Here is a 227-nt window from a genome sequence, read left to right as displayed (position 1 = left end):
CAAAGCCTTGCCAACGGTACGCCTTATGTTAATCGTCATGTAGATGAAAATGATACGGCAGATGAATATACCTCTAAAATTTTTGAATCATCTATGGCCAGTCTTGAATTGGCACGTAAAAGTTTAGATGCTAATGATATCAATCGCTCTGTCGACGTTTTAACCCAAGCAAATAAAATCTCATTCTTTGGATTAGGTGCATCTGCGATTGTAGCTCATGATGCACA

The 227-nt window shown here is 38.3% G+C and carries 1 pseudogene; it reads left to right on the top strand.

Annotated elements, in window-relative coordinates:
• A pseudogene (locus AACQ14_RS24075) lies at positions 1–227 on the top strand (hypothetical protein); the annotation flags it as partial.

Origin of the sequence: Vallitalea maricola, assembly GCF_036985595.1 — a bacterium.
Taxonomy (GTDB): domain Bacteria; phylum Bacillota; class Clostridia; order Lachnospirales; family Vallitaleaceae; genus Vallitalea; species Vallitalea maricola.
The sequence above is the reverse complement of the archived record's forward strand: the minus strand, read 5'-3'. Positions and strand labels throughout refer to the sequence as shown.